Raw genomic sequence first — 21,065 nt, 5'->3', positions numbered from 1 at the left:
TATAGAGATATTAATATTGAGGTGTTTTATATGTTTATTATTTTTATAAGAACTGTTATTTTATATATTTTAGTAATTTGTGTTATGAGACTTATGGGGAAAAGGCAAGTTGGAGAGCTTCAACCCTATGAGTTTGTAATAACTATAATGATATCTGACTTAGCATCGCTTCCAATGCAAGATACAAGGCTTCCTTTACTTCTTGGAGTAATTCCTATTCTTACACTTCTTTTAATGAAGATGATATTATCTCAAATTCAACTTAAAAGCCAAGTTGCAAGAAGAGTTATAGACGGCGAGCCTTCTATTTTGATTTATAAGAGTAAAATAAACTATAACGCTCTAAAAAATCAACAGATAAATATAGATGAACTTCTTGAAGAAATCAGACTTTCTGGTTACTTTGATTTAGAAGATATACAATACGCTATACTTGAGACTAACGGTCATATTTCAATTTTGCCTAGAGATACTCAAAACTCAGAGCTTGAAGGACCAGCTTCTCTTAATAAATACAACAACACAATCGATAACTCAATTAAACCAAACTCACATTCTTCAAAAGATAACAGTAGCCCTTTAAATACTCAAGACTCAAATGCTTCAAAAACTATTTCTGGAAATGAATCTAATCATTTATTTTTACCAAAAGTCTTAATTTCAGATGGTAAGATAAACAAAAATTCGCTTACAAAAATAAATAAAGATGAAATTTGGGTTAAAGATAAATTAAAAGAATTTGAAATTTACGATATTAAAAAAGTTCTAATAGCACTTTACGATACTCGCGGAAATTTTAAATTCCAACTTTACGATGAATTTGAAAAGGAGATGAAATCATGAGAAATATAATAATTTCAATTATCCTTTTTACTTCTGTTTTTTCAGTAGTTGTCTTTGCAAACAAACAACTAGAAACTTTATGTGATACAGTTATAGAATCCTGCGATAGAATTGAAAAATACATAGACTCAGATAATTATAAAGATGCTTACGAAGAATGCTTAAGTCTTTTAAATTCTCTTCAAAAAGAAAATTTTGTATCTTCAATATACGTAAATCATATGGATTTAGATACTATAACAAACCAAGTAGTTTCTACTTCCCTTAGACTTAAATGTAAAGAAAAGTGCGAAGCTTTAGCCTCCATTCACGTAGTTAAATATTCTTCAAGTATGTTAAAAGAACTTCAAAAACCTAATTTTAAAAACATACTCTAAAACAAAAAGGAAGACTAAAAAGTCTTCCTTTTTTAATTACTTTTCTGCAAAAGTGCTACAATTTGTGTCACATGAAGTACATGCAGTAACGTTTGAAGAAATATCAACGCTGTTTGCCGTACAACTGCGATTTGCGTTATGGACACAAGACGAAGCATTGCAAGTAATTAGTAAGTTTGGGTTTGGTACCTCATTAGAGCTAGTTAAAGATCCTGCATTTGCTATAAAGTCTTTACACATAGTCTCATCTGCAGCAGATGCATTAACTCCTCCACCAACACCTATTGTTTGGTTACAACAATGACTCTGTTTGTTATGCGCACAATCAGAAACAGTACATCTTAAAGTTGTCATTTTGAGTTCCTCCCTTCTTTACAATAATATTATTTGCATTTTAAAAAGATATATTCAAAAATTTTTTCAAGCCTATTTGAATATTTTACATATTATTATGCATATTTTAATACACTTTTTGCATATTTTCTTTTTTTATTCAAAATACTTGCATAATTATTCTAAAAGTGTATAATGAATATTATTAATTCTAAATTAACTAAAATTTGTTAATTTAAAGGGGGCTATTTTTATGAAAAAATATAAAAAAGTTGTTTTAGCTTATTCTGGAGGTCTTGATACATCTATAATAATTCCTTGGCTTAAAGAAACTTACGGCTGCGAAGAAGTTATTGCAGTTGTTGGAAATGTTGGTCAAAAAGATGAACTTTCAGGGCTAGAAGAAAAGGCTATTCAAACTGGGGCATCAAAAATCTATATTGAAGATTTAACTAATGAATTTGTAGAGGATTATATTTTCCCTACTATAAAAGCTAATGCTGTTTATGAAGGAAAATACCTTTTGGGGACTTCATTTGCAAGACCTATTATCGGTAAGAGAATGGTTGAAATAGCTAAAGAAGAAGGGGCTGATGCTATTTGTCACGGCTGTACTGGTAAGGGGAACGATCAAGTTAGATTTGAACTTGCAATAAAAGCTTACGCACCTGATATGCCAATTATTGCACCTTGGAGAATCTGGGATATTAAATCTCGTGAAGAAGAGATTGAATACGCAAAACTTAGAAATATACCATTAAATATAAGTCCAGAAACTAATTACAGTAAAGATAAAAATCTTTGGCATTTAAGCCACGAAGGTCTCGATTTAGAAGACCCTTCAAACGAACCTAACTACAAAAAAATATTAGAGATGACTAAAACTCTAGAAGAGGCACCTGATTCTCCAACTTACTTAACTATTTCTTTTGAAAAAGGAGTTCCAAAGTCTTTAAACGGTAAAAAGTTAGACGGGGTTACTTTAATCGAAAAATTAAATGAAATAGGCGGAGAAAATGCAATAGGAATTTCTGATATGGTTGAAAACAGATTAGTTGGAATGAAATCTAGAGGAGTCTACGAAACACCTGGCGGAACTATCTTATATTACGCACATAAAGAATTAGAATCTATCTGTTTAGATAAAGAAACTTCTCACTACAAAGAAATGGTATCTTTAAAATTTGCAGATATAGTATATAACGGGCAATGGTACACTCCTTTAAGAGAAGCGCTTTCTTCTTTTGTTGATAAAACCCAAGAATTTGTTACAGGAGACGTAAAACTTAAACTTTATAAAGGGAATATAGTAAGTGCTGGAATCACATCACCTTACTCTTTATATAGCGAGGAATATGCAACTTTTAACGAGGATGAAGTCTACAATCAAGCTGACTCACAAGGCTTTATAAATTTATTTGGACTTCCTATAACTGTACAAGCTAAGATGAAACAATCTAAAAATTAAGGAGATTATATTTATGAAACTTTGGGGCGGAAGATTTAAAGAAGGAACAAATCAATTAGTAAATGATTTTAACTCATCTATAAACGTTGATTGTAGAATGTATAAAGAAGATATAAAAGGAAGCATTGCACACTCTAAAATGCTTGGAAAACAAGGTATAATTCCAAAAGAATCAGCTAAAAAAATAGAAGACGGCTTAGTTGAACTATTAAAAAGATTAAATAGTGGCGCTATAGAAATAGATTTAACTTCTGAAGACATTCATAGCTTTACTGAAGGGATTCTAACTTACTATATAGGTGATTCTGGCAAAATGCTTCACACAGCTAGAAGCAGAAACGATCAAGTTACACTTGATTTAAAATTATATCTAAAGTCTTATATAAATGATATTATAAGTGATCTTTTAGATTTAGAAGAGGTATTATCTCTTAAAGCAAAAGAAAACACTAAAACTATTATGCCAGGATATACTCACATGCAAAAAGCACAACCTATTACCTTTTCACATCATCTATTAGCTTACTCTGAAATGTTTAAAAGAGATATAAAAAGACTTTTAGACGATTTAGAAAGACTAGATGAAATGCCTTTAGGTAGTGGTGCCTTAGCTACTTCTACTTATCCTATAGATAGAGAATTTGTAGCTAAAGAATTAGGCTTTAAAAATATAACATTAAACAGTCTAGACTCTGTGTCTGATAGAGATTACGCAATAGAAACTCTATCTTGCCTTTCAATTATAATGATGCATTTATCAAGATTTTCTGAAGAAATAATTATTTGGTGCACAAACGAATTTAATTTTATAGAACTATCAGATGAATATAGCACTGGAAGTTCTATAATGCCACAAAAAAAGAATCCAGATGTTGCAGAGCTTGTTCGTTCTAAAACTGGAAGAGTATATGGGGATTTAATGACTCTTCTTACAGTTATGAAGGGAATTCCTCTTGCATATAACAAAGATATGCAAGAAGACAAAGAATGTCTTTTTGATGCTTTAGATACTGTTAGTCTTTCTATTAAAACTTTCACTGGAATGATTAACACCATGAAAGTAAATAAAGAATCTATGAAACTTTCTTGTAAAAGTGGTTTTACTAATGCTACTGACGTTGCTGATTACTTAGTAAAATCAGGTTTAACTTTTAGATCTGCTCACGAAATCGTAGGTGAGATGGTTTTATATTGCATAGATAAAAATAAGGGGATTGAAGATTTAACTTTAGAAGAATTTAAATCTTTTTCAAAAGAATTTAAAGAAGATATCTATAAAGCTGTAGACCTTTTAACTTGCGTTGAAGAAAGAAGCGTTATCGGCGGGCCTTCTACTTCTTCTGTTAATTTTCAAATAAAAATGTTAGATGAATTCATAAATAATATAAAAAATAAGCAATAAATAAAAAGGTGGGGTTAGATGAAAAAAGTCGGTATAATAGGGGCAACTGGCTATGTTGGAGCTGAAATTTTAAGGCTCCTACTCTCCTTTCATAAAAAAGTTACTGTATCTTCTATAAGTTCAGTTTCTTTTGAAGGAGAAAAATATGATTCTGTTTATAAAAGCTTTATTAATAAAACAGATTTAGTTTTAGAAGATTCAAATTCAGTTATAGAATCTTCAGATATTATATTCCTTGCACTTCCTCATGGTTTAAGTGAGGAGATAGCTTCAAAGTGTCTTTTCAAAAATAAAATATGCATAGATTTAGGGGCTGATTTTAGACTGTCTAAAGAAGCTGACTATAAAGCTTTTTATAATAGAAACTTTAAAATAAAAGAAATTCATAAACTATCTGTTTATGGATTACCTGAATTAAATAGAGAAAATATTAAAAATTCTAGGCTTATAGCATGTCCTGGGTGTTATCCTACATCTATAGAACTCGGATTAATGCCGGTTCTAGAAAGTGATCTTATAAAAACAAATAATATTATAATAGATTCAAAATCAGGACTTTCAGGCGCTGGAAAAAACCTTTCAAAAAAATCACATTTCACTTTTGCAAACGAAAACTTTTGCGCTTATAACTTAGGAACTCATAGGCACATACCTGAAATTTTAGAAACCTTAGAAAAAATATCAAAAAGAGATGTAAATATTACTTTTACACCTCATCTACTTCCTATAAATAGAGGGATACTTTCAACTATTTACTGCACTTTAAATAAAGATATACCTCTTAATGAAATCCACAAACTTTATAAAGATAAATTTAAAAATGAGCCTTTTATAAATATTCTTCCTTTAAACGAAACAGCTGATATTAAAGATGTAGCTTATTCAAACTACTGTAATATCTCTCTTCATAAGAACGATTCAAATAACACTTTAATAATTTTATCAGCTATTGACAATATGATAAAAGGTTCAGCCGGTCAAGCGATACAAAATATGAATATAATCTTAGGACTACCTGAAGATACAGGTTTAAATTTTATTAGTCCAAGCTTCTAAGACTATAAAAGGGGGTTATCTGTTTTGGAAATAATTAAAGAATATTCAATCACAGCACCTAAAGGCTTTTTAGCCTCTGGAGTGCACTGTGGCTTAAAGAAAAATAGAAAAGATCTTGCACTAATTTACTCAGAAGTACTTGCAGTAACATCTGCTGTATATACTAAAAACCTAGTTAAGGGAGCACCTCTTTTAGTTACTAAAGATCATTTAAGAGATGGTCTCTCTAAAGGAATAATTATAAATAGTGGAAATGCTAATACCTGTAACGGCAAACGTGGCATTACTGATGCTTACAAAATGACTTCTCTTATATCAAAAGAACTTAATTTAAAATCCTCTGATATTTTAGTTGCATCAACTGGAGTTATAGGTGTTCCTTTAGATATAGAAAAGATTGAACTTAAAGCTAAAGATTTAGTTTCTAGCCTTTCTAAGCTTGGAAGCTCTGATGCTGCATCTGCTATTATGACTACAGATACTATAAAAAAAGAGTTTGGGGTAAGTTTTTCTATAGATGAAAATATAGTTACTATAGGCTGCATTTCTAAAGGTTCCGGAATGATAGAGCCTAATATGGGAACTATGCTATCCTTTATTACTACTGACATAAATATAGAAAAGAAACTTTTAGACGAGGCTTTAAAAGAAGCCGTAAATGAAACTTATAATAGAGTTACTGTAGATGGTGATACGAGTACTAATGATATGGTAATAATTATGGCAAACGGACTTTCTAAAAATCCTAAAATAACTAAAAAAGATGAAGATTACTATAATTTTTTAGATATGTTAAAAATAGTTACTTTAAATCAAGCTAAACTTATAGCTAAAGATGGTGAAGGTGCTACAAAATTAATTTCATGCACTGTTACTGGTGCTAAAACTGTAAAAGACTGTGTAAAACTTTCTAAATCTGTTATTAAGTCTAGTTTAGTTAAAACTGCATTCTTTGGAAGCGATGCTAACTGGGGAAGAGTTGCTTGTGCTTTAGGGTATGCAAATATTCCTTTTGATACAGAAAAATTAGATATTTATTTTAAAAGCTCTAAAGGTGAAATACTCCTATGTTCTAAAGGAGAAGCTGTTGATTTTAATGAAGACAATGCACGTAACATTTTAGTAGACGATGAAATATTAATAATAGTTAATCTAGGTGCCTACAATACTTCTGCTACTTGCTATGGCTGTGATTTAACTTATGATTACGTAAAAATAAATGGGGATTATAGGAGTTAACTTATGAATAATAAACATAGAGCTGAAGTTTTAACCCGTGCTCTTCCCTACATTCAACAGTACTTTGGAAAAACTATCGTAATTAAATACGGAGGCAATGCAATGATTTCAGATTCTTTAAGAGAATCTGTTATAAAAGATATAATCCTTTTAAAATGTGTTGGATTTAACCCTGTTGTAGTTCACGGAGGAGGCCCTTTTATCTCTTCTTACTTAGATAAATTAAATATAGACTCTAAATTTATAGACGGCTTAAGGTTAACAGATTCAAATACTATAGAAATAGTTCAAATGGTTTTAGGAGGCAAAGTTAATAAAGATCTAGTAACTCTTTTTGAAAAACACTCAGGCAAGGCTTTGGGCTTATGCGGAATGGATGGTTCTCTTTTAAAAGCTAAGCCTTTAGATAAATCTTTAGGGTATGTAGGTGAAATCAATTCTGTAAATACAGATATTATAAATATGGCTATAAACTCAAATTTGATTCCTGTTATAGGAAGCGTTGCATTATCAGAAGATGATTTTAAAATATATAACGTAAATGCTGACACTTGCGCGTCAAAAATCGCCTCTGCCCTAGGTGCAGAAAAACTCATCTTATTAACTGACGTTAAAGGTGTTTTAGTTAATCCACCTGATGAAGATTCTCTTCTTTCAAAGATAAGACTTCATCATGTTCCTAAACTTTATGCAGATAAAGTTATAAATGGAGGAATGATTCCTAAAGTTGATTGCTGCGTTGAAGCTATAAGAATGGGTGTTAAAAGAGCTCATATAATAGACGGTAGGATTCCTCACTCTATACTTTTAGAACTTTTTTCAGATGAAGGAATTGGAACTATGATTTATTAAAGGAGGTAATAATATATGGAACACTCTCTTTTAAACACCTATGCCTTTCTTCCTGTAATTATGAAAAGAGGCTCTGGGGTTTATTTATATGATACTTTTGATAAAGAATATTTAGATTTTGGAAGTGGAATCGGAGTTAACTCATTAGGATACTCAAACGTATCAATAACTAATAATATAATAAACCAAATTATAAAATTAAATCACACTTCTAATATTTTTTTAAATGATACAATAATTAATCTTAGTAATAAATTAACTAATCTTTCGAATATGTCTAAAGTATTTTTTTCAAACTCTGGTGCTGAGGCTAATGAATGTGCAATAAAACTTTCTAGAAAATATAGCTTTTCTAAATATAATGATAAAAACAGAACTACTATATTGTCTTTAGAAAAATCATTTCACGGAAGAACTTTAGCAACTCTTAAACTTACTGGGCAAGAAAAATTTCACGATTACTTTTTTCCTTTTCCTGAAGGATTTAAATATACTAGAGCAAACGATATAGAAGATTTCAAATCATCATTAACACCTGATGTTTGTGCAGTTATATTAGAATCTATTCAAGGGGAAGGAGGAGTTATCCCTTTAGACTTAGATTATGTAAAAACCCTTTATGAAATTTGCAAATCTAAAGATGTTTTGCTTATCTTTGATGAAGTTCAATGCGGAATAGGGCGAACTGGGAAGTTATTTGGTTTTAATCATTTTGATGTAATTCCAAATATAATAACTTTAGCTAAAGGGCTTGGAGGCGGTATGCCTATAGGTGCAGTTCTTTGTGACTCTACTTTAGAAGATGTATTTAACCCTGGAGACCACGGTTCTACCTTTGGTGGTAATCCAGTTTGTGCCTCTTCTGCTCTTGCCGTTTTAGAAAGATTTGAAGATGATTCTTTATTAAACTCTATATCAAACCTTGGAAAATTAGCATTTACTATTTTAAAGGAAAATAATAATATTATTTCCGTAAGAGGCAGAGGGCTTATGATAGGAATCGAAACTAAATTTAATAGCTCAGAAATTCAAAAAGAGGCATTAAAAGAAGGGTTAATAGTTTTAACTGCTGGCCCTAATATAATAAGACTACTCCCCCCATTAATTCTTACTGAAAAAGAATTAATAAAGGGTTGTAAAATATTACTAAAAGTTATAGACAGGATGGAATAATTGATTTAATCTATATATGTGGGTTAAGTCATTTCTAAAATGCTAAATACTTATTTACAGGGAGAAGTCTGGGTTGTAGTTACTTTCTCCCTATTTTTTTATTTTTGGAGGTATTTATGAAAAAAGATTTACTTAAAATGAATGACCTATCAAAGGATGAAATTTTAGAAATATTAAACTTAGCGGACCAATTAAAATACGAAAAAAAACATGATATTGACCACAAACACCTTAAAGGCAAAACTTTAGGTATGATTTTTGAAAAAGCTTCAACTAGAACTAGGGTGTCTTTTGAAGTCGGTATGTTAGACTTAGGCGGTAATCCTCTCTTTTTAAGTAGTAATGACCTTCAAATAGGTCGAGGTGAACCTATAAAAGATACAGGGAGGGTTTTATCTAGATATATAGACGGGATAATGATTAGAACTTTTTCTCAAAAAGATATAGAAGCCTTAGCTAAATATTCATCTATACCTGTAATTAACGCTCTTACAGATGATGAACACCCTTGCCAAGTCTTAGCTGATTTAATGACTATAAGAGAATATAAAAATTCTTTTGAAAATCTAAATGTTTGCTATATAGGTGACGGTAATAATATGGCCCATTCTCTTATGGTTGGTGCTTTAAAAGTTTGTATGAACTTTAATATAGCATCGCCTAAAGATTATAAACCATTAGATTCTTACATTTCTTTAGCTAAAGAAATTTCAAAAATAAATAATTGCAGATTTAACTTATACGATAATCCAAAAGATGCAATAAAGAATGCAGACGTTGTAATAACTGATGTTTATGCAAGTATGGGAAAAGAATCAGAAGCAAAAGAACGTTTAGAATCTTTTAAAGGTTTTTGCGTAGATTCCACTTTGATGAAATATGCTAAAAGTGATGCTATTGTTTTGCACTGCTTGCCAGCTCACAGAGGCGAAGAGATTTCCGAGGAAATTTTAGAAAAGCATAGTTCTTCTATTTTTGATGAAGCAGAAAATAGACTTCACGTACAAAAAGCAATACTTTTAAAGCTTATGAAATAAAAAGATATAGCCTTATTTATATTTAATAAGGCTATATCTTTTCTAAATTTATTTTCTTTTGTGAACAGTTTGATACCAACCGTGCTTTTCTTTCCCGTTATCTTTAACTAGCTTTTGACAGTATATTAAGTCATACCCTTCTATCTCTAGTTCATCCTCGTTGTGGAATATATATTCTAATCCATCTAAAACGTGGTTCTCTTTCTTTATTAAAACAGTATTTTTATTTATGATAGTATTTTCGCTAAAGCTATAGCAGCTATTATCATCCTTACTTCTCCAGTCCATTATTAAATATTCTGGATTTATATTTTTTGCTATATTTATAGCTACATTTGGAGTAACCATATTTAATCCCCAAGAAGTAACTACTTTAACTTCACCTTCATAAGTATAACTATTAAGATCACCTATAATAGCTTTTACTCCATTATTTTTACAAGTTTCTATCATAAGTGGATCTATATCAATTCCAAAAGCATCAAAACCTGTTTCTTCTAGTAGTTTTACATGTCTTCCTGGACCGCACCCTATATCAATCCCGATATCACCTTTTTTCATATCTTTTCTTGCGTATTTCATTATTAGACCAACTAACTCACTATCTGGATATTTCATTCCAGTCCACTTTTTAGGATTATTAAATTTAGCCATAATTTTTATCTCCCCTCAAAATATTCTTCTACCTGTTTTGCATCTATTCTAGGAATTATAAAAGACTTTCCGTCATAATGCCCATTTCCATCTACTATTCCATCAAAGCCTAATGACTTTAAAGGTTCTACAAGTTGTAAAACTGTACTATTAAACATAGGTCTCATAGGAAGTGTAAAGTATTTAACTGCTTTTAATTTATTTTTTAATAACATATTTAAGCAAGGTATTATCTCTTCATCTATGTATTTATCTACATCTCCATCAAAAGCTCTATGTGATACAGTATGCACTCCATATTCTGCATACTCATATCCTTTATACTCTTCTATTTCAGCAAATCTTCTAGAAAGTTCTAAAGCTTCTTCATACCCTGGAGTTCCAAGTACTTCCTCTGCCCCATCATTATCATAAAGTAAATTACAACATCCCTTTACATATCTTCTAGTACTATCAGTTTCATATTTATAAACTTTATCTATGTATTCTTTTTCTTCTTTTGTAAGTTTTAATAGATTATATTCTCTATCTTTTATAGTTAGTGCAATTTGCACTCTATGTGCTATTGGATATATTGGATTGTTTAGCCACGGTCCTGTTATAATTGCAGTTTGAGTTGGAATTTTATTTTCTTCACAGAAAGGAAGTACATTTCTAACCCAGTCAACAGTACCATCATCCCCTGTTATGTATACTGTATTTTCTTCTATAGGCTTATTAATGTTTGATAAAAAATCAAATCTCCACCCTTTACTTTTTATAAGTTCCACTTGTTTTTTAAATCTTTCCATAGTTATTGGAAAAGATCCTCTTACAGCCTTCTCATTATCACCATCTATAGAATGATACGCTATAACTATTTTCTTTTTGCTATCCATTATTATTTATCCCCCTAGTTTATGTTTCTGTTATCTTTTTAAATTTTAACATTTGTTGATTTTGATTAAATAATTATTAATATATATCTTTTTATCGACTTTTTTTAACATAAACTTAACGTGAATAAAGATTAAAATGAAAAAAGTAATATTTTCTTCATTTTAACTCATAAAAAATTAGGCTAAATTTCTTTAATTGAAACTTAGCCTAAATCAAATATTTAAAATCATAATATTAAATTAAATGCTTATTTGCATTTCCTTTCTATCTTCTTCTGTTAATTCATTGCCTCCTACAAAAGCTATTAAGAAAATTACTTTTATTAAATCTATTACTTTTTTCATATAAAAACCAACTCCTAAAATTTATTTATCTTATGAGTTAATTATATTTTAAATATATCCTTTCTCATATTTATCTCTATTACATATACATTTCATTTTTGTAACAAAAGAAAAAGGCGGACTATATCCACCTTTACTTTTCTATATAATTAGTTACAAATTTTATAGTCATATTAACAGTTCCATCACCATTTCTTGTAACTTCGAATTTAGATTTATCGTGATAATCTTCATTACTTAAATAAAGATCTATTCCATTGTCTATTTTAAGTCTTACTCTCTTAAGCTTCTTTTCAGCCCAAGTTTTATCTACTTCAACTTCTTCTACCCCTTGTTCTTTTATAAATTTTTTGAAATTTTCTTTTATAGATTCCTCTTTAAATACATCTTCTGAAAATTTTTCTATATTTATAACTTCTTCTTCCATTAAACCTTTTTTAACTGCATCACGTATCTCCATTGCTTTTAAAGGCTTTTCATTATATATTTCTCTAGTCCAAGCTTCAGTTGCATTTACAAAGGTTTTTGTTATGTCTCTTTCGTTTTGGACTATACTGCAACCTAAAAAGTTATTTATAAAATAGTTTGCTCCGTATTCTTCATCTTTTTTACTTTTTCTTTGCTTATCTAAAACCATTAAATTATAATTTTCTTCTTCTCTTATAGGTTTTATAAATGCAGCCTTTTGAATCTTTTGACCGCTACCTGGAAGCCCAGCTGATTGTGGAACTATCCCTATTCCAATCTTATTATCTACAAACTCTATTTGATGTGTGAAATTTTTTACGTAATCCATCTTTAAAACAGCAATCATAGGACCTTGGTCTGTAGTTATAGATGCTATTACTAGATCGCAAGATGGAATGTTAGTATTCCCATTCATAATTGCAAACATCTGCCTTGCAAGTTCTTTTGATAGTTCTACTAAATTATTTTCTATTCCGTTTAAATAGTCTTGAACTACTTCTTTAACTATACTTCTCTCAGGTTTAAACTTAGCATATCTTAATTCCTCATCTTTAAAACATTTATCTATATGCTTATGTAAAAACTTATAAATATCTTCATTTAATTCTAAAGGATATTCATTAAGTACAGGCTCTACCCCGTTGTTATCAAGAATATGTATTATTGCTTCGTTTATATTAATATCACTAATATATTCCATAATTTAAAACTTACCTCCAAAAACGCTCTTAAAATCTATTTTAACATATCGCTTCCATAAAAATAAACAGGAGTTAACTCTCCTGTTTAATATTTTCTTCTTCATCTTCACTTGGATTTTCTATACTTTTTACAGTTTTTAAAACATAATCTAAATCTAAATTATCTTCTATATCTTTTCCATAAAAAGCTTTTATTATTTTTCCGTTTCTATCTATTAAAAACTCTCCTGGAACTGTAGTTTTATTTCCTTCCATCTTATCTATAGTAAACCATTCTTTAATAAGTGTTACAAAGTTTTTAGGCTTAAAATATACCTTTACAAAACCTAAAATTGATTCTTTAATCTTATATTTTTCAAATATTTTCTTACCTGGGTCTGCGATGATTGGAAAACCTATATTTTTATCTCCTAAAAATTCATTTATGCTAACTATAGGTGATTGGAAAACTCCTATAAGTTCTATATCATTTGAATTAAGTTCATCTTCTCTTTTAATAATTTCATTAATTCTATTTTGGCTAAACGGACAACTTGCATATCTATAAAAAGATAAAAGTAAATATTTCCCTCTATATTGATCTAAAGAAATCTCTATTCCTTTAGAATCTTTACTTCTAAAGTACTCCGCACTATATCCCTCTAATACTTTCATAATTATCTCCTCTAATCTATATAAACTCCCTGTATATATCTATTATAACAAGGATTAATTATATATTATATTAACAATTTATGCCATACTTTTGAGTAAAATTAAGATTTTCTTATTAAAATTTTAAGATAAAAAATAAAAAAATGCTACATAAATAATATGTAGCATCCTTTTTAGTTATAATTATATAAATTCCCTTAAGTAAACTTATTTTATTGAACTGTACCTGCTATATTAACAGCATGGTCTCCGATTCTTTCTAAGTTACTTATAACATCTAGGAATATTACAGTTCCATAAGCTGATGTCTTTCTGTTATTTAAGCTCTTAATATGAGATGTTCTAAGTTCTTTTTCCATCTCATCTATAGCACCTTCAAGTTTTCCTACAGCTATAATATCTCTAGTATCACGTTTATCATAAGTTGTTATAGCCATTTCTAAAGCTTCAAATGTGCTTGTATACATTACATTTAAATCATGCTTTTCTTCATCATCATACTGAACTTTTTCTGTTATTTTTTCCATAGCAAGTTCAGCTATATTTTTAGCGTGGTCTCCTATTCTTTCAACGTCGTTTATTACGTTAAAAGTTGAAGTCACTTCTGTTGAAATCTCATCTGAAAGTTCAGTTTGAGATAACTTTACTAAGTAATCTGCAATATCTCTCTCTAAAGTATTTATAAGTTTTTCATTTTCATAAACTTTAGCTATATCTTCTTCATTACCTTCATTAAATGCTTTCATAGAAAGCTCAAAGTTATCTTTTGCTAAGTTTGCCATTCTAACTGTCTCTTTTTGAACTTGAGCTGAGGCAATTACTGGCGTTTCTAATAATTTGTCATCTATATAGATAGCCCCAGTTTGCTTTATCTTATCGTCTCCTGGAATTATCTTATTTACTAAGTATACTAAAAGATTTGCAAATGGCAGAAGTAATAATGTTACTACTATATTAAATATAGTGTGCGCATTTGCTATTTGTCTAACTATACTATCTGGACTCATCTTTGTTACTACATCTACTAATAATCCTACAAATGGTAAGAATATTAAAGTTCCAATTATATTAAATGATAAATGGATACCCGCTGCTTTTTTAGCTATCTTATTTGCACCTATTGATGCAAGTATTGCTGTTATACAAGTACCGATATTACTTCCAAGAATTATAGGAAGTGCTACATTTAATCCAATTTCACCTGTTGATGCAAGTGCTATAAGTATTCCTGTAGTTGCTGATGAACTTTGGATAACCGCTGTCATAACTACTCCAGCAAGCAATCCAAGCACTGGATTATTTCCAACTAAGAATACGAATTCTCTAAATAAATCTGACTCTGCAAGTGGCTTCATAGCATCTGACATTAATCCCATTCCTAAGAATAGTAAACCAAATCCTAGAAGTATATTTGCTATATCTCTATTTTTCTTACTTTTTGCAATTAAAAGTATGAAAACCCCAATTCCAATAACGAAAGGTGCTACAGATTCTAAATCTAAAGATACCATTTGTGCTGTTATTGTAGTACCAATATTTGCACCCATGATTACACCTGTTGCTTGAATTAAATTCATAATTCCAGCATTAACAAAACTTACTACCATTACTGTAGTTGCTGATGAACTTTGTATTATTGCTGTAACAAAGGCACCTATTGCAACTCCTATGAACCTATTGCTTGTAACTTTTTCAACTATTGACTTAAGCTTGTCTCCAGCTGCATTTTCTAAGCCGTCTCCCATTAGCTTCATACCGTATAAGAATAACCCTAATCCACCAATTAGACCTGATATAGTTATAAATATGTTCAATTATGTATCCTCCAAAAATATATTCTTTAGTTATTACATTTAACATTCTATACATTATATTTAACATTGTTAATACATTTATCGTTTTATTTACAGTTTGTTCATAATATTTGAACAATCCCTTAACTTAATCTTTATATTTTCTTTATTTTTACTATTTATAGCTATAAAATTATACTATATAAAACTTTTAGGAGGAATGTAATATGTGTAAAGAATTAGAAACTAGAGTAATAGATATCGATGTAGACGATATAAGAAATAAGCTTAAAAATTTAGGTGCTAAACTAGTTAAATCAGAAGATCAAATAAATGACCTTTATGATTTTTCTGATATGAGACTTAGAAAAGTAAAAGGCTATGCTAGAATTAGAACTGTATTTGATAAATTAAATAATAAAGAGGTAATTTATCTAACTACTAAAAAGATGCTATCTCAAGGAACTTTTAAAGAAATGGAAGAATACGAAACTATAGCATTAGATAAAGCTATGGCAGAAGGTATCTATAAATCTTTAGGTTTAAACCTTACTGAATCTATTAAAAAATATAGAGAAAGCTATAGATTAAATCATTCTTTAATAGAAATAGATATAAACGACAAGGCTTTTTGTCCTTTCCCTTATATAGAGATTGAAACTTCTTCTGTAGAAAACCTAGAAGAAACACTTAAGCTTTTAGGATATACTTTAAAAGATACTACATCAAAAACTATTTACGAACTTATAGCTCAATATAAAGAAAATAATAATAAATAAATTAATGAGGCTTCGCACTAAACTAGTGCGAAGCCTCTATTTGAGTAGTTAGAAAAAAATATTATTATAGGCCTTCTTGTTGTAATTCTTGATTAGTAGCAATTTTTACGAATGGTAAGTAAATTAATATTGCTACTACTAAACAAATCGCTGCAACTACTGCACCCATTATTGAGTTAGTAGAAAGCATTGCACCTAATATTGGTGGAGTTGTCCAACCAACTGCTATACTTACTGGTGGTACGAAGCCTACAGCTGTTAAGAAGTAAGCTATACATCCAGAAGCTAGTGGTGCTAATATAAATGGAATTAGGAATATTGGGTTTAATACTAATGGCATACCATATATAACTGGTTCATTAATATTAAAGCATCCTGGTGCTATAGCAAGTTTTGCTATAGTCATTTGTTGTTTTGATCTTCTACCTGCTATAAATATAGCTATAAGTAGAGCGATTGTAGTTCCTGATCCACCCATATTTATATATGAATCTAAGAATTGGCTGTTAACTATGTGAGTTGGAACAGCTCCTGCTTCTAAAGCTTTTGAGTTTTCTAATAATAAAGGTAATAATACTGCATTTATTACTGGTGCTAATATGTTAGAACCATGTAATCCAAAGAACCAAATGATTTGTTGCATTAATATTAATATAATTAATCCACCAAAACTTCCTAGTGCTCCTTGTAATGGTCTTTGAATTGCTTCATAAACTGAATCAAATACGTTATCTATACCAATACCAACAAAGATAAATCTTATTGCTGTTGCTATTACTAATACAATTATTGAAGGTAATAAAGCTGCGAAAGATTTTGCTACAGCTGGTGGAACCCCATCTGGCATTTTAACAACTAGTTTTGGATTTCCAACTAGTTTAACAAAAATCTCAGTTGCAACTAAAGCAACGATAATTGCGACGAATATACCTTTTGCACCAAATTCATCAACTCTGTAAGTAGCTACTTTGTCGAAGATTAATTGTGGGTTTAATACCATAAATGATGCAAGTGATACTACTGATGCTGCCATACCATCTTTGTCATAGCTCTTAGCTAAGTTATATGATATTGTACATACAATAAGTAGTGACATAAGTCCGAATGTTACATTCCAAATACTACCTCCGAAATCTTTCCAGTTAGCTGGTAGTATTGAATTCATAAAGTTTTGATAAGGTTCAAAACCTAAGTTATTAATAAGTACTGCAAATGATCCTGCAATTACTAATGGCATGATAGTTACGAAACCATCCCTTACTGCCACTAAATGTCTTTGTGCTCCAATTTTTGATGCGATTGGAACGAAATGATCTTCCATCCACTTCATAAATTTGTCCATTGTGTTTTCCTCCTTTTTATACGTTACTAGTTTCTTTTGAAAAGGTTTTAATATTGCACTTATATTTATAGCAAGTCCCATGCCAAGTTTTTATAACTTTTTTAATTAAGCTAAAACCATTGATACTACTAGGTTTCAAGACTTTTTTAATTTAATGCACACTTGTTCATAAAAAAGATTCTCAAATTGCACAGTTTGTAACTGTGTGTCTAAATTTATCCATTATATACAATATTATTTAATTTAATAATATACGCACTAATAAACTCTATTGAATTTATTATTCTTTTAAAAATAATAAGAGCCGCTATGAAACTTCATAACAGCTCTTTATATATAAATCGAACACTATAATACATTTTAGATTATTTTGCTTGTAATTTTTCGTGGATATCAATTATTTCTGATGCGATATCTTTTAAAGTCATTGTAGTCATTAGGTGATCTTGAGCATGCATTAATAATAATGAGAACTAAGCTTTGTTTCCACCAGCTTCTCCTTGAATTAAAGCAGTTTGTGAATGATGCGCCTCTGTTAATTGTTCTGAAGCTTTAGTTATTTTTTCTCTAGCTCCTTCTATATCTCCACTTTTTGCATCTGCCATTGCTTCCATTGCGTAACTTCTTGCTTCTCCACTATGCATTATTAAATTCATTATGATTTCTTCCATTTTTAACAACCTCTTTCATTTTAAATTTGTATGCAATTATATTAAAGCAATTCTCATGCCAACTTTCATCCTACACACTACATAGAAAAACCCTCTATTTTAGGGGATTTTTTATAGAAACTACTGAATTCCTGTGTGTAAAACGTGTACACACTATGTTAATTTATTTTCAGAGAGAGAGATAAATTAAATAATTTTAAAATAAAAAACTTCGCATTTTAATCTATGCGAAGTTTTTATTTTATTCTTTTGAATCACTATTATTTAAAACCATCTTTACGATGTATGCAATTTCGTTATCTCCAATGTTTATTTTATAAGTATCATCTAAAATCTTCAAACTATTTTTTATTAAAATAAAATCTTTATTATGCTCGTTTCTATATTCATTTAACCCTACAAAAGGAGTTTCTTTCCCTTTTTTGTGTAATTTATCTACTAAGAAACATAAATGCATAAAGACTCCAAGCTTTGCGTTCTTTTCAATTTTTATATCTAAATTATCTTCTATATTTTTAATAGCATTTTTTATATCTTCACTTAGTTTATAAGAATCTAATTCTTTTATTTGACTTTTTAAAGATTCAGTTACCTTATTATAGTTAACCTCTTCAACTATAGTAGAATTGATAACTTCTAACCCATTTCCACCTAAAAGTTCTGGGAAAGTTATAAATGGTATATCATAAACATTCATATTAACAGTACCAACTATTGCAATAATGTTGTATTCCTTTTTAAGTTCTTCTATATTTTTATGAAACTTTTCACTATCTATTATATCAACTGGTATTACTTTTACCTTATCTCCAGCTATAATATTTTCTTCAATTACTTTCTTTATCTTTTCAGCAGAACCTTCTCCTGTAAAGCAAGTTGTAATTATAGCTAAGCCTTTTTTCTCTTTAGTTTCTCTTTCTATCTTTAAACCAAATGTATTTAAGTTTTTACAAGCCCTATAAATTGAATCTATATCTCTTCCTATAAGAGCTTTTCTTCCAGCTTCTATAACAGTTAAAGTTGTAACCATATCTACTGTTTTAATATTTATACCAGTATCTTCTTTAATTATATCGCCAAAATTAACTAAAGACCCCATATCAGCTAGAATTATTACTCCTTTTCCTTTATCTAATTCTTTAACTTTTTCTCTAACTCTTTTAAGCATATCTTCAGCTTTCATAGATAAAGGCATATCTAAAGCTTCAACGTATTCTTCACCTATAAGTTTGTTTGAAACTTTAACCATACTGCTAGCTGTTGACTCACCGTGCATTATAACTAAAACTCCAACTCTATTTTCTCTTTCTTTTTCAAGTTCTTTTGAAGTATCTTTTAAAAACATAGTTATATATCCTATTTCATCTAAAGGAACCTCTACCCCGTAAGCATCTTCTATCATTTTAGATACTTCCATAGCTACCATAAACTCATCTTTATATTCACTTCTAATAGAATTAAGCTTAGGGTGATATATTTTATCTCCGTTTAAAAGCCTTTCTATACTTCCTTGAAGGTGAAGTGCTAATCCAAAATAAATTTTATCGTCATATTCTCTATGAAGCTTTTTAGCTGCATAGTTTACAGCTTTTTCTGCTATATCTACAACTTTGCTGCTGACTATTTTACTTATTTCTTCTTTTCTAAAGCTTCCATCTAGGCTACTCATATATTTTCTAAAATAATCTTCTATATCAACATTTAAAATTTCTTTTATTTCATCTTCTTTTAAGCCTTTATTTTTAAGTTTTTCTAATTTGTTTTCAATTACCGAATAAAATAAATCCTGCTCGTTTCCTGAATACACGCTTTCATTATCTTTTTCTATTTCTTTTTCTCCCTTATCTTTATAAGAGAATTTTATTACCTCATCAAGGTTTTGGAATAACTTATCTATTTCGTTTCTATGTTCTTTTAATTTCATTATCCCTCTTTTAACAGCACCTTGAAGGTCAGATTGTTCTACTATTATAATACTTTTATTGTTTGATTTATAATTTAAAAACGCCTTTGCACAAGCTAATTGTATATCACTTTTTAATTGTCCTATATTGTTTGAGCATTCATATAATAAAAATGAAATAAGAGCATTTCTATTAAAGTAAATGCTCTCACCTAATCTTTTAGATTCTGCTTTTATAAACTCTTCTAAAAGTTTATACCTTTCGCCAAGGCTTCTTTCCCTTAACGGAGGAAGCGTTATAGTCATAGGTATTCTTCTAGTAAAAGTTTTTAGAAGATATGATTTTGGATCTTCTGTTGTTGCAGCAATTATCTGAACATCTACCTTAATTAAATTTTCTGTATCACCAAGTGGCCTAAACTGCCCCTTATCTATAAATGTAAAAAGCATTTCTTGCCCTTGCGGCGATAGTCTGTGGATTTCATCTAAAAATAATATACCTGAATCAGCTTGCTTTAAAAGACCATCCCTATCTTTATCAGCACCTGTGTAAGCTCCTCTTTTAACTCCAAAAATCTGTGCAATTACAAGCTGAGGGTTATCTGCATAATCGGCGCAGTTAAACCTTACGAAAGGAGAATTTGCATCTAAAACCTTAGATTCTTTTGCAAAATCATACATAGCTTCTGCAAACATAGATTTACCTACCCCAGTTTCTCCTAAGATTAAAGTATGAAGTCCTGTTGGTGGATATAAAACAGCTGCCTTTGCTTGCTGGATAGGCACTCCAAGTGAAGCATCTGCACCTACAAGCCTATCTAAGCTATTATTTAATTTTTCTTTATCTTTAGAGCCTTCCACTATATCTTTTTTAGAGCTTTCTTCTCCTTTAACTACATACAAGACTGGCCTTCCTTCTATCTTTGAAACAGCGCCTTCTTTGTATAAGTTATTTAAATACCTACTTACAGTAGCTCTATCTAAACTCATCTTCTCGCTTAAAACTTTAGCTGATATTCCTTTTTCACCTTTTTTTTCTAATTCTATAAGAACTTCTAAAACTTCGTTAATTCTTCTCATCCGTATCCCTCCATGTG

Annotated in this window: 18 protein-coding genes and 1 pseudogene; 10 read left to right on the top strand and 9 right to left on the bottom strand. The window is 29.7% G+C overall.

Going from position 1 to position 21,065, the window contains the following annotated elements; genetic code table 11:
- Positions 1-30 precede the first annotated feature (30 nt).
- Together INR60_RS08840 and INR60_RS08835 are read left to right on the top strand one after the other, a co-directional pair.
- A complete protein-coding gene (locus tag INR60_RS08840) occupies positions 31-843 on the top strand; it encodes a YetF domain-containing protein (RefSeq protein WP_194191156.1) in 813 nt (270 codons plus the stop codon).
- Positions 840-1,220 carry a DUF4363 family protein gene (locus tag INR60_RS08835; protein ID WP_194191155.1) on the top strand — a complete coding sequence of 127 codons (381 nt, stop codon included), beginning with the start codon at positions 840-842 and terminating at the stop codon, positions 1,218-1,220. Before INR60_RS08840 ends, INR60_RS08835 begins: the two co-directional genes overlap by 4 nt.
- Before the next feature lie 36 nt (positions 1,221-1,256).
- Here INR60_RS08835 and INR60_RS08830 read toward each other — a convergent pair whose 3' ends face one another.
- Positions 1,257-1,574, bottom strand: coding sequence for a DUF1540 domain-containing protein (locus tag INR60_RS08830; RefSeq protein WP_194191154.1), 318 nt, complete (start codon positions 1,572-1,574; stop codon positions 1,257-1,259).
- Positions 1,575-1,806: 232 nt separating this feature from the next.
- On the opposite strand from INR60_RS08830, the gene INR60_RS08825 reads away from it, so the two are divergent.
- From INR60_RS08825 to argF, 7 genes are all read left to right on the top strand, one after another.
- Positions 1,807-3,021, top strand: coding sequence for an argininosuccinate synthase (locus INR60_RS08825; RefSeq protein ID WP_194191153.1), 1,215 nt, complete (start codon positions 1,807-1,809; stop codon positions 3,019-3,021).
- A gap of 13 nt (positions 3,022-3,034) precedes the next feature.
- A complete protein-coding gene (gene argH / locus INR60_RS08820) occupies positions 3,035-4,423 on the top strand; it encodes an argininosuccinate lyase (protein WP_194191152.1) in 1,389 nt (462 codons plus the stop codon).
- Between the two features lie 18 nt (positions 4,424-4,441).
- The gene (argC, locus tag INR60_RS08815) at positions 4,442-5,479 is read left to right on the top strand and encodes an N-acetyl-gamma-glutamyl-phosphate reductase (protein WP_194191151.1); all 1,038 of its coding nucleotides are present in this window, start codon (positions 4,442-4,444) and stop codon (positions 5,477-5,479) included.
- Positions 5,480-5,503: 24 nt separating this feature from the next.
- The gene (argJ, locus tag INR60_RS08810) at positions 5,504-6,718 is read left to right on the top strand and encodes a bifunctional glutamate N-acetyltransferase/amino-acid acetyltransferase ArgJ (protein WP_194191150.1); all 1,215 of its coding nucleotides are present in this window, start codon (positions 5,504-5,506) and stop codon (positions 6,716-6,718) included.
- Between the two features lie 3 nt (positions 6,719-6,721).
- On the top strand, positions 6,722-7,570 hold the full coding sequence (gene argB / locus INR60_RS08805) for an acetylglutamate kinase (RefSeq protein ID WP_194191149.1): 849 nt from the start codon (positions 6,722-6,724) through the stop codon (positions 7,568-7,570).
- A gap of 15 nt (positions 7,571-7,585) precedes the next feature.
- Positions 7,586-8,743, top strand: coding sequence for an acetylornithine/succinylornithine family transaminase (locus INR60_RS08800; RefSeq protein ID WP_194191148.1), 1,158 nt, complete (start codon positions 7,586-7,588; stop codon positions 8,741-8,743).
- A gap of 116 nt (positions 8,744-8,859) precedes the next feature.
- Positions 8,860-9,780, top strand: a complete 921-nt coding sequence (gene argF / locus INR60_RS08795) for an ornithine carbamoyltransferase (protein WP_194191147.1) — start codon at positions 8,860-8,862, stop codon at positions 9,778-9,780.
- 48 nt (positions 9,781-9,828) lie between these two features.
- Here argF and INR60_RS08790 read toward each other — a convergent pair whose 3' ends face one another.
- The 5 genes from INR60_RS08790 to INR60_RS08770 all read right to left on the bottom strand — a co-directional run bounded on the left by INR60_RS08790 (position 9,829) and on the right by INR60_RS08770 (position 15,294).
- Positions 9,829-10,434, bottom strand: coding sequence for a class I SAM-dependent methyltransferase (locus tag INR60_RS08790; RefSeq protein WP_194191146.1), 606 nt, complete (start codon positions 10,432-10,434; stop codon positions 9,829-9,831).
- A gap of 5 nt (positions 10,435-10,439) precedes the next feature.
- Positions 10,440-11,312 (bottom strand): polysaccharide deacetylase family protein, encoded by an 873-nt coding sequence (locus tag INR60_RS08785; RefSeq protein ID WP_194191145.1) that lies wholly within the window; start codon positions 11,310-11,312, stop codon positions 10,440-10,442.
- Between the two features lie 478 nt (positions 11,313-11,790).
- Positions 11,791-12,825 carry a nucleoid-associated protein gene (locus INR60_RS08780; protein WP_194191144.1) on the bottom strand — a complete coding sequence of 345 codons (1,035 nt, stop codon included), beginning with the start codon at positions 12,823-12,825 and terminating at the stop codon, positions 11,791-11,793.
- Between the two features lie 73 nt (positions 12,826-12,898).
- A complete protein-coding gene (locus INR60_RS08775) occupies positions 12,899-13,480 on the bottom strand; it encodes a peroxiredoxin family protein (RefSeq protein ID WP_194191143.1) in 582 nt (193 codons plus the stop codon).
- A 212-nt stretch (positions 13,481-13,692) separates the two neighbouring features.
- Positions 13,693-15,294 carry a Na/Pi cotransporter family protein gene (locus tag INR60_RS08770; protein WP_194191142.1) on the bottom strand — a complete coding sequence of 534 codons (1,602 nt, stop codon included), beginning with the start codon at positions 15,292-15,294 and terminating at the stop codon, positions 13,693-13,695.
- Positions 15,295-15,500: 206 nt separating this feature from the next.
- On the opposite strand from INR60_RS08770, the gene INR60_RS08765 reads away from it, so the two are divergent.
- Complete coding sequence (locus INR60_RS08765; RefSeq protein ID WP_194191141.1) at positions 15,501-16,052, top strand: class IV adenylate cyclase; 552 nt, start codon at positions 15,501-15,503, stop codon at positions 16,050-16,052.
- 64 nt (positions 16,053-16,116) lie between these two features.
- On the opposite strand, the gene INR60_RS08760 is transcribed toward INR60_RS08765, so the two are convergent.
- The 3 genes and pseudogenes from INR60_RS08760 to INR60_RS08750 form a co-directional block, all read right to left on the bottom strand.
- Positions 16,117-17,394, bottom strand: coding sequence for a PTS sugar transporter subunit IIC (locus INR60_RS08760; RefSeq protein WP_194191140.1), 1,278 nt, complete (start codon positions 17,392-17,394; stop codon positions 16,117-16,119).
- A 365-nt stretch (positions 17,395-17,759) separates the two neighbouring features.
- Positions 17,760-18,065: pseudogene (locus INR60_RS08755) on the bottom strand (PTS lactose/cellobiose transporter subunit IIA).
- 241 nt (positions 18,066-18,306) lie between these two features.
- The gene (locus INR60_RS08750) at positions 18,307-21,048 is read right to left on the bottom strand and encodes a sigma-54-dependent transcriptional regulator (protein ID WP_194191139.1); all 2,742 of its coding nucleotides are present in this window, start codon (positions 21,046-21,048) and stop codon (positions 18,307-18,309) included.
- Positions 21,049-21,065 lie beyond the last annotated feature (17 nt).

This window comes from Clostridium chrysemydis (assembly GCF_015234215.1).
In the GTDB taxonomy this organism is placed as follows: domain Bacteria; phylum Bacillota; class Clostridia; order Clostridiales; family Clostridiaceae; genus Clostridium; species Clostridium chrysemydis.
This window is presented reverse-complemented; position numbering and strand designations above follow the sequence as displayed.

Coding starts and splice junctions, on each gene's coding strand:
- argC (WP_194191151.1), top strand. CDS start 4,442: ATGAAAAAAGTCGGTATAATAGGGGCAACTGGCTATGTTGGAGCTGAA.
- INR60_RS08830 (WP_194191154.1), bottom strand. CDS start 1,574: ATGACAACTTTAAGATGTACTGTTTCTGATTGTGCGCATAACAAACAG.
- argB (WP_194191149.1), top strand. CDS start 6,722: ATGAATAATAAACATAGAGCTGAAGTTTTAACCCGTGCTCTTCCCTAC.
- INR60_RS08785 (WP_194191145.1), bottom strand. CDS start 11,312: ATGGATAGCAAAAAGAAAATAGTTATAGCGTATCATTCTATAGATGGT.
- INR60_RS08840 (WP_194191156.1), top strand. CDS start 31: ATGTTTATTATTTTTATAAGAACTGTTATTTTATATATTTTAGTAATT.
- INR60_RS08790 (WP_194191146.1), bottom strand. CDS start 10,434: ATGGCTAAATTTAATAATCCTAAAAAGTGGACTGGAATGAAATATCCA.
- INR60_RS08750 (WP_194191139.1), bottom strand. CDS start 21,048: ATGAGAAGAATTAACGAAGTTTTAGAAGTTCTTATAGAATTAGAAAAA.
- INR60_RS08800 (WP_194191148.1), top strand. CDS start 7,586: ATGGAACACTCTCTTTTAAACACCTATGCCTTTCTTCCTGTAATTATG.
- INR60_RS08825 (WP_194191153.1), top strand. CDS start 1,807: ATGAAAAAATATAAAAAAGTTGTTTTAGCTTATTCTGGAGGTCTTGAT.
- INR60_RS08775 (WP_194191143.1), bottom strand. CDS start 13,480: ATGAAAGTATTAGAGGGATATAGTGCGGAGTACTTTAGAAGTAAAGAT.
- INR60_RS08780 (WP_194191144.1), bottom strand. CDS start 12,825: ATGGAATATATTAGTGATATTAATATAAACGAAGCAATAATACATATT.
- INR60_RS08760 (WP_194191140.1), bottom strand. CDS start 17,394: ATGGACAAATTTATGAAGTGGATGGAAGATCATTTCGTTCCAATCGCA.
- argF (WP_194191147.1), top strand. CDS start 8,860: ATGAAAAAAGATTTACTTAAAATGAATGACCTATCAAAGGATGAAATT.
- argH (WP_194191152.1), top strand. CDS start 3,035: ATGAAACTTTGGGGCGGAAGATTTAAAGAAGGAACAAATCAATTAGTA.
- INR60_RS08765 (WP_194191141.1), top strand. CDS start 15,501: ATGTGTAAAGAATTAGAAACTAGAGTAATAGATATCGATGTAGACGAT.
- INR60_RS08835 (WP_194191155.1), top strand. CDS start 840: ATGAGAAATATAATAATTTCAATTATCCTTTTTACTTCTGTTTTTTCA.